This is a genomic window from Marivirga aurantiaca (genome assembly GCF_016679925.1).
Classification (GTDB): domain Bacteria; phylum Bacteroidota; class Bacteroidia; order Cytophagales; family Cyclobacteriaceae; genus Marivirga; species Marivirga aurantiaca.
On sequence record NZ_JAEQBW010000010.1, the window covers coordinates 123,741 to 132,992 of the forward strand.

Consider the following 9,252-nt stretch of genomic DNA (forward strand, 5'->3'; position numbering starts at 1 on the left):
CGCGATCGATTGGAGAAAGCTAGCATGGTATTTTTAGAAAATATTCCTGAAAATAGCCATATCCTAATAGTTGGCGGAGGATCAGGAAAGCTATTATCTTTCCTGAAAGAAAGTCACACTGTCAGTTATGTTGAATTATCAGAAAAGATGATGGAACTGGCTAAAAAAAGAGACTTTAGAGCAACTGTCAATTTTATTCACTCCGATATTAAATATTTTTCCTGCCAAAGTAGTTTTGATGTCATTATCACCCCTTTTGTTTTGGATTGCTTTGTTGAAGAGGAACTTTTTCATGTTTTTGAAAAAATGAACGATCTATTAAAAAAAAATGGGCTCTGGATACATGCTGATTTCTATCCTCAGAATTTTCGACAAAAGTTATTTATTCGATTAATGTACTGGTGTTTTAAACTAAGTACTGGTATAAAAGCAAAAAAAATCGCTGATTTGAAAGGAATATTCTCATCTGAAAAATTTTCAGAAGAAAAAAAAGCCCTCTTCCTGAACGATATGGTACATTCTTACATTTATAGAAAGATTGCTTCGCCATAGGCTTTTCTTTCTAACTTTATACTCTTAATTTTGCCCAATTTATTTAAGCCCTAACTGCAAATAAAAATTTTATCATGCCCAAAGATAACAGCATCAAATCAGTACTTATCATCGGATCAGGCCCTATTATTATAGGTCAGGCTTGTGAATTCGATTATTCCGGATCGCAGGCTTCCAAATCATTAAGAGAGGAAGGAATTGAGGTTACTTTAATTAATTCCAATCCCGCCACTATTATGACAGATAAGGTAACAGCTGATAATATTTATTTGAAGCCCCTTACCAAAAAATCCATTATAGAAATCCTGGAGAAACACCAGATAGATGCTGTATTACCTACAATGGGCGGACAAACTGCATTGAACCTTGCGATGGAATGCGATAAGGCCGGTGTATGGAAGAAGTATGGCTGTAAAATGATTGGAGTGGATATTGATGCGATTGATACCACAGAAAACCGTGAGCTTTTCAGGTTGAGAATGAAAGAATTGAATGTAGGTGTTTGTGATGGCGAAACCGCTACCTCATTTCTACAAGGTAAAGAGATAGCTCAAAAAATAGGTTTCCCTTTGGTAATTCGTTCGTCTTTTACTTTAGGTGGATTAGGAGGGGCAATTGTAAAAGACCCTGCCGAATTTGATAATGCATTAAAAGATGGGCTACATTCCTCTCCAATTCATGAAGTATTAATTGAGCAAAGTATCCTGGGCTGGAAAGAATATGAACTAGAAATCCTAAGGGATAATAATGGAAATGTAATTGTAATTTGTTCTGTAGAGAATTTTGATCCTATGGGCATTCATACAGGGGACTCTATTACTGTAGCCCCAGCTCAAACGCTGCCCGATACAGTGTATCAGGAAATGCGGAATCTGGCAATCAAAATGATCAAAGGGATAGGGAACTTTGCAGGAGGCTGTAATGTGCAGTTTGCCGTAAATCCGGAGAATGATGATATCATTGGAGTGGAAATTAATCCCCGTGTATCTCGTTCTTCAGCATTGGCTTCCAAAGCTACGGGGTATCCTATCGCAAAAATTGCCGCCAAGTTAGCTATAGGATATAATCTGGACGAGTTAAAAAATCAAATTACAAAAACTACTTCTGCTTTCTTCGAGCCTTCACTTGATTATGTAATTGTAAAAATACCACGTTGGAACTTTGATAAATTCCCGGGTTCTGACAGAAGGTTGGGCTTTTCAATGAAATCTGTGGGAGAAACCATGGGAATTGGCCGTAATTTTCAGGAGGCCTTGCAAAAGGCTTGTCAGTCTTTGGAGATTAAAAGAAATGGTCTTGGAGCTGACGGTAAAGAATTGACCAAACAAGATGAAATATTGTATAGTTTGGAAAACCCGAGTTGGAACAGGCTCTTCCATATTTATGATGCCTTTAAACTAGGAATCCCATTCAAGACAATCCAAAAGCTAACCATGATTGACAAATGGTTTCTGGAACAGATTGAAGAGTTGGTGGTACTTGAGAAAGAGATTTCAAAATATTCTATAGATCAACTGCCTGTACACTTAATGCGGGAAGCCAAAAGCAAAGGCTATGCCGACAGGCAAATTGCTCATTTGGTGCGATGCCTGGAGAGTGAGGTATTTAAGAAAAGACATGAGATGAATATTAAGCGTGTCTATAAATTAGTAGACACATGTGCTGCGGAATTTGAGGCGAAAACCCCTTATTACTATTCTACTTTTCAGCATGAAAATGAATCTGTTGTTTCCGACAAGAAAAAAGTAATCATCTTAGGATCAGGCCCCAACAGGATTGGGCAGGGCATTGAGTTTGACTACTCTTGCGTTCATGGAGTATTGGCTGCGAAAGAATGTGGCTACGAAACCATTATGATCAACTGTAACCCGGAAACTGTGTCTACAGATTTTGATACAGCAGATAAACTTTATTTCGAGCCGGTTTTCTGGGAGCACATTTATGATATTATTTTGCATGAAAATCCGGTTGGAGTAATCGTGCAGTTGGGCGGGCAAACAGCTTTGAAGTTGGCTGAGAAACTTAACAGATATGGAATCAAGATTATTGGTACCTCGTATGAAGCTTTGGATTTGGCAGAGGACAGAGGCTCCTTCTCTCAATTGTTAAAGGAAAATGATATCCCCTATCCAAAATTTACCGTTGTGGAAGATGCTGATAATGCTTTGGAAAAAGCCAAAGATATTGGCTTCCCCATGTTGGTAAGACCATCCTATGTATTGGGTGGGCAGGGAATGAAAATTGTAATCAATGAAAAAGAACTGGAAGAGCATGTAGTGGATGTACTCAGAGATATCCCAGGCAATAAAGTGCTGTTGGATCATTTTCTGGACGGGGCAATAGAGGCTGAAGCTGATGCTATTTGCGATGGTGAGGATGTGTACATTATTGGGATTATGCAACATATTGAACCGGCAGGTATTCACTCTGGAGATTCTTACGCAGTATTACCTCCTTATAATTTAGGAGATTTGGTAATGCAATTAATTGAAACCTATACCAAAAAGATAGCATTGGCCCTTAAAACAAAAGGTCTGATCAATATCCAGTTTGCCATCAAACAGGATACGGTCTATATTATTGAAGCCAATCCAAGAGCTTCGCGTACAGTGCCATTTATTTGCAAAGCTTATCAGGAGCCCTATGTAAATTATGCCACTAAGGTAATGTTGGGAGAGAAAAAAGTGAAGGATTTTAAATTTAATCCTGTTAAAAAAGGTTATGCTATTAAAGAGCCCATTTTCTCATTTAATAAGTTCCCCAATGTTAACAAAGAATTAGGTCCTGAAATGAAATCTACCGGAGAGTCAATTTATTTCATTGATGATTTAATGGATGATTATTTCCTGAAGATTTATTCAGAAAGAAACTTATATTTGAGCAGGTAATTTTTAATTCATTAGAGAACTTTTTACTGGTTAAAATTTTTATAACCTAGTATATCACGGTTCCGTAATAGAATATTGTAATGTTGAAATTTTTATTAATACTTTTCTTAATTGGATATATCTTCTTCAAGGTAGGAGGATTTTTGTTCCGTATTTTCCTTGGGCGATTAGGCGCAAAAGCTGCTGCTCAATCGGGCCGTAGTAATAGCTCACAGAATCGCCAACAACGTAAAACTGCAGACGGTATAAATATTGAGTTTGTACCTGAAGATAAAAACAAAAGAACTGCCAAAAATTTCAAAGGTGGTGAATATGTAGATTACGAAGAGTTGAAATAACTTATTGATTTTATTGTATCTAAGCCTTTGATTATTCAATAGTCAAAGGCTTTTTTATTCAGCTGTGAAAGAGTAATTCGTAAAAATTAGACATTTCAGACATTTAACAGTAGTCGTCTCAAAATATAACAAGTTTGATAAAATTTTGATTAACAGATAATTATACCGATAAACACGCTTTCGTTAGAATTAAATTTCGATATTATCAAAATAATTAAGTGCTCCACATACTTATTCGCAATTTTCTTGCGTTATTAAAGCAGGTGTGTGAATAATCATTGATAACCTTTAAATGATTATTCTTATGGAAAATTCAAAAAATGCTACTCGTAGTCTGTATGCTAAAGGACCTCTATTCTTTAATATTGGTTTAATCATTTCAATTTCCCTTTGCTTCATTGCCTTTGAATATAAGGTGTATATAGCAGATGAGGAAACGGTGAAGTTGCCGGAAGACCCAGGTATGATATTTATAGTAGAGGAGGTAAAGCCCACCATCCAACCACCTAAACCCAAACCTTTTATTCCTATAAAGAAAAAAACAATTCCAAAAATTGTTGATAAAAAAGAAGAGCCTGTAAAAAAGGAGGATAAACCAGTAGAGATAGATCTTTCTGACATGGATGAATTTACAGAAAACGATGCACCAACTATAGAGGACGTAGAAGCTCCACCGGTTGATCCATGGGCTTTAGAAGTTCAACCCGAATATATTAATAATGGTCTCGATGGGTTTTATAAATATCTTGCCAATGAAATTAATTACCCAAGAAAAGAGCAAAGAATGGGCATAGATGGCAAGGTATACTTAACCTTTATTATTGAAAAAGATGGAAGCCTGACTGATATTAAAGTGTTAAAAGGTGTATCAGAAGGATTAGATCAAGAAGCTATTCGCGTATTGGAATCTTCCCCGGAATGGAGTCCTGGAAAGCAAAGAGGACAAGCTGTTCGAGTGAGAATGACTATTCCCATCAATTTTCAATTAAATTAATGCTATTAGAGGAATGTTTTTGTAAGGAACTGTGTTAGTACAACATTCCTCCCTTATCTCCGGTGATTTCTTAAGGCCAACCTTTTATCACCGGGGATTATTTTTTTTATAATTCTCCGTTTTTTTTTAAAAATATGCATTACTTCCTTTCTTTTTAGAAAGATTTTTACTCAATTACCGAATCCATTCCAATTGCCAATCATTATTCGTACTTTTGCACTTTCATTTTGACAGCATATGAGCAACCTAGCAAAAGAGATTAGTAAAAGACGAACATTTGGAATTATTGCCCACCCTGATGCAGGTAAAACCACATTGACTGAAAAACTTTTGCTTTTTGGAGGAGCCATAAATACTGCCGGAGCAGTGAAATCCAATAAAATTGATACGGCTACAAAATCGGATTGGATGGAAATAGAAAAGCAGAGAGGTATTTCTGTAGCTACTTCTGTAATGGGATTTGAGTACAAGGGCATGAAAATCAATTTACTTGATACTCCGGGTCACCAGGATTTCGCTGAGGACACCTATCGTACGCTTACAGCAGTGGATAGTGTTGTCATGGTAATTGACTGCGTGAAAGGTGTTGAGCAGCAAACAGAGAAACTCATGGAGGTTTGTCGCATGCGGAATACACCTGTGATTTGCTTTATCAATAAAGTGGATAGGGAAGGTCAGGACCCATATGATTTGATAGATGAAATAGAAGAGAAATTGAACATCAAGGTTTGCCCATTAACCTGGCCAATAGGAATGGGAAAAACTTTTAAAGGGGTATATAACCTCTATACCAAAAACCTGCTGCTCTTTCAGCCCAGCAAGAAGAAATTGTCTGGTGAAGGAGTGGAAATTAAAGATTTGGCAAGCCCTGTTTTAGATAAAAATGTGGGTGATACTTTAGCCAATCAGTTAAGGGAAGACGCAGAATTAATTGGCGGAGTATATCCTGAATTAAATGTACAAGATTATTTAGATGGGAAAGTAGCTCCTGTTTTTTTTGGCTCGGCAGTGAATAGCTTTGGTGTTAAAGAAATGCTGGACACCTTCATTAACATAGCGCCTGAACCCAGAGAACGTGCGACAGAAGAAAGAACTATTAAGCCTAATGAATCTACCTTTTCTGGTTTCGTATTCAAGATTCATGCAAATATGGACCCTAAGCACAGAAACAGAATTGCTTTCGTAAGAATTTGTTCCGGCACTTTCCAAAGAGGAAGTAGTTATCTGAATGTGCGACATGATAAGAAATTTAGATTCTCGAATGCTACAGCCTTTATGGCTCAGGATAAGGAAACCATTGATGAAGCTTTCCCCGGAGATATTGTTGGTTTATACGATACCGGTAATTTGAAAATAGGTGATACTCTATCGGAAGGTGAAAAAGGTTTATATAAAGGCATACCTAGCTTTTCACCTGAAATTTTCAGAGAGGTGATCAACAAAGATGCCATGAAGACCAAGCAATTGGAAAAAGGCTTGAGTCAGTTGATGGACGAAGGTGTTGCTCAATTATTCTCTTTTGAGATGGGTGCCCGGAAAGCGGTAGGCGTAGTAGGAAATCTCCAATTTGAGGTAATTCAACACAGGCTTAAAAATGAATATGGTGCTTCATGCGACTTCGCTCCCATGAATCTATTTAAAGCTTGCTGGATTAGCAGTAAAGACAAAAAGAAATTGGATGAGTTTGTGAAATCCAAATTCCGTCATATTGCCAGGGACAAGGATGGCAAATTAGTGTTCATGGCAGAAACCAAAGCCTGGCTACAAATGGTTCAGGATAATTTCCCTGATATTGAATTTCATTTTACATCAGAATTTTAATAATGTCCTCCAACGCTATCCCATTTGTGAAATTTTCAGGGGAAGTTTATTCCTTCCTTCACATTTCCCAGAAAGGCAAGGGTAAAAAACAATCTTATAACTTACCGTATTGACTATTAATTATTCTTAAAATTCACGACTTTTGTTTTTATGACGTACCAGGAATTTTTGCAGATAGTAATGTTTGAGGATAACCACCTTTTAGTGGTGAATAAACCTTCAGGAATGTTAGTTCAGGGAGATAAAACAGGAGACAAACCACTTTCCGAGTATGCAAAAGACTACATAAGAGAGAAATATAATAAACCAGGCAATATATTTTGCGGTACCCCTCATAGAATTGACCGACCGGTAAGCGGAATTGTTGTTTTGGCCAAAACTTCTAAAGCCTTGGAACGGGTTTCCAAATTATTCCAGGAAAGAGAAGTGAAAAAAACCTATTGGGCCATTACAGAGAAAAGACCTCCCAAAACGGAAGATAGTGTAACTCACTGGTTGAAGAAAGATACAACCAAGAATCTGACCCATGCTCATATCAGAGATAACAAAGGAGGGCTTAAATCCACTTTGGAATATAAGCTTGTAAGTGCCCTGGGAGATAGAAACCTTGTTGAAATAAACCCTATCACTGGCAGACCCCATCAAATCAGGGTACAATTGGCCCGCATAGGCTGTCCTATCATTGGAGATGTAAAGTACGGATTTCCTAAACCTACCAAAGATGGTTCTATTGCACTCCATGCAAGATCCATTTCATTTGAACATCCTATAAAGAAAGAACCTTTTAATGTGGTAGCTCCCATTCCCAAAGCTTTTGTCTGGTCACATTTTGAACATATGATTTGAGTCATTTTCTGCCACTGATGTAAATATTTTTGTACTTGTGTTATTATTGAAAGATATTCACAGGATGATAAGGATATTTTTAACAATTTGCATTTTGTTGTTTTCAATGAACAGCATTAAAGCCCAGATAAGCCAGAAAAGTGATTCACTTGCTATTATGGCTATCATTTCTGATGTTTTTGATGGAATGCGATCCAGCGATAGCAGTATGATCAGTAAGCATATGCATCAAGATGTAAAGATGCAATCTATAGGCTATGATAAGTCAGGTGATACTAAATTAACCAGAGCGACTAATGCAGATGGCTGGTTAAATGCAGTTGCCCAACCTAAAAAGCAGGTTTGGGACGAACGAACCTGGAACTATCAAATGCAATTGAATGAAATGCTCGCAAATGTTTGGATGGATTATGCATTTTATGTGGATGAAAACTTCAGTCATTGCGGAGTAAACTCATTTACCCTGGTAAAATTGAATGATATTTGGAAAATAATTTATATTATTGATACACGAAAGCAGGAAGATTGTAAAAATCCTGAGACATTAAAATGAATTAATTCTACAACCTTTAAACAAAATGAATATGGAAAACGAGGAAATTGAACAGAATAATACCCAACATGCAGTGAAATGGGGGCTAATATTAGGATTAATATCAGTCATTATCACTTTATTGGTTTATGTGATCGACATTACTATTATGGCCAAGCCATATTTTGGTATTATTTACCTCGTTGTTTACATAGGTTTTGTCATCTATGCCGGCAGAAAGTATAGAGAGGAATCAGGAGGTTACCTGACATATGGCAAGGCTTTTTTACATGCTTTTGTTATCCTTCTGCTTGCGGGTTTTATTGACCGTGTATTTTTGTACATTCTATTCAACCTGATTGATCCGCAAGCAGCTGAGACTATTATAAAAGTGACCATGGATACTACTATGCAGGCAATGGAATCTTTTGGAGGAGGGGGTAATCCTGAAGTAATGGATGAAATGGCTGAAGGAATGGCTGAAGCTTATACATTAGGTGGTTTAGCTAAGAACTTCATGTTTATGATCATTGCTTATGCTATCGGAGCTGCTATTATTGGTGCTATTAACAAGAAAAATGAGCCTCAAGAATTTTAATCAAATGATGTTTTAATGAAAAAGAGACTATTGGATCACAATAGTCTCTTTTTTTATGAGTTGAATTTAATATGTTTGAAAAACTAAAGAATAGATGGAACCTCAAGTCAGGTGGTCAGGTACTGATTGTACTTTTAGTTTTTGCCTGTACAGGTTTTACTGTTATGTTTCTAAAAGAGCCATTACTTTCATTAATTGCGGCTAAAGAGGAACGAAATTGGATTTTTACCACTGTTTACTATATCCTGATTTTTCCTGTTTATTTCGTTATTTTACTTTTCTATGGATGGATTTTTGGTCAATCCACATTCTTTACCGGTTTTGTGAAGAAAACCTTTGGAAGGTTTAAGAGAAAATAGTCTCCCCACTTAATTTATCAAATTCTTTTAAAAAAGGTTCCGGCTATAACAAAGAAAGCCGGTCAACATTGCTGTCAACCGGCTTTTTGATATATAAATTTTAACTTACCTGCTATTCAATCACTTTTTCTGCCAATACCACAATATTGTTATTGAGCACTTCAACCACACCGCCATCTACAATGATGGTTTTTTCCTCCTGTTTTGTGCGCGATGTCATCGCTCTAAATTCTCCCTACTGAATATCAACAACTTACGTCATTAAAATTTGAATTTTGGGTCACGCGGAGCTATTTTTAGCTCATGTTTGTGAGAAAAAACAAG

At 36.7% G+C, this 9,252-nt stretch carries 9 protein-coding genes; all 9 read left to right on the forward strand.

The features are described 5' to 3' along the window. The first annotated feature begins 24 nt into the window (after positions 1-24). The 9 genes from JKA74_RS17070 to JKA74_RS17110 all read left to right on the forward strand — a co-directional run bounded on the left by JKA74_RS17070 (position 25) and on the right by JKA74_RS17110 (position 8,928). The gene (locus JKA74_RS17070) at positions 25-552 is read left to right on the forward strand and encodes a class I SAM-dependent methyltransferase (protein WP_201432445.1); all 528 of its coding nucleotides are present in this window, start codon (positions 25-27) and stop codon (positions 550-552) included. A 74-nt stretch (positions 553-626) separates the two neighbouring features. After that, positions 627-3,440 (forward strand): carbamoyl-phosphate synthase large subunit, encoded by a 2,814-nt coding sequence (gene carB / locus JKA74_RS17075; RefSeq protein WP_201432446.1) that lies wholly within the window; start codon positions 627-629, stop codon positions 3,438-3,440. An 80-nt stretch (positions 3,441-3,520) separates the two neighbouring features. Further along, positions 3,521-3,778: a DUF4834 family protein gene (locus JKA74_RS17080; protein ID WP_201432447.1), complete on the forward strand. Its 258-nt coding sequence runs from the start codon at positions 3,521-3,523 to the stop codon at positions 3,776-3,778. A gap of 304 nt (positions 3,779-4,082) precedes the next feature. Beyond that, positions 4,083-4,772 (forward strand): energy transducer TonB, encoded by a 690-nt coding sequence (locus tag JKA74_RS17085; protein WP_201432448.1) that lies wholly within the window; start codon positions 4,083-4,085, stop codon positions 4,770-4,772. Positions 4,773-5,009: 237 nt separating this feature from the next. After that, entirely contained in the window at positions 5,010-6,593 is a 1,584-nt protein-coding gene (locus tag JKA74_RS17090; protein ID WP_201432449.1) for a peptide chain release factor 3, read from the forward strand. 150 nt (positions 6,594-6,743) lie between these two features. Continuing rightward, entirely contained in the window at positions 6,744-7,439 is a 696-nt protein-coding gene (locus JKA74_RS17095) for an RluA family pseudouridine synthase (protein ID WP_201432450.1), read from the forward strand. A gap of 106 nt (positions 7,440-7,545) precedes the next feature. Further along, positions 7,546-7,992 carry a nuclear transport factor 2 family protein gene (locus tag JKA74_RS17100; protein ID WP_201432451.1) on the forward strand — a complete coding sequence of 149 codons (447 nt, stop codon included), beginning with the start codon at positions 7,546-7,548 and terminating at the stop codon, positions 7,990-7,992. 31 nt (positions 7,993-8,023) lie between these two features. Then, positions 8,024-8,569, forward strand: coding sequence for a DUF4199 domain-containing protein (locus tag JKA74_RS17105; RefSeq protein WP_201432452.1), 546 nt, complete (start codon positions 8,024-8,026; stop codon positions 8,567-8,569). 71 nt (positions 8,570-8,640) lie between these two features. Further along, the gene (locus tag JKA74_RS17110) at positions 8,641-8,928 is read left to right on the forward strand and encodes a DUF6787 family protein (protein ID WP_201432453.1); all 288 of its coding nucleotides are present in this window, start codon (positions 8,641-8,643) and stop codon (positions 8,926-8,928) included. Positions 8,929-9,252 lie beyond the last annotated feature (324 nt).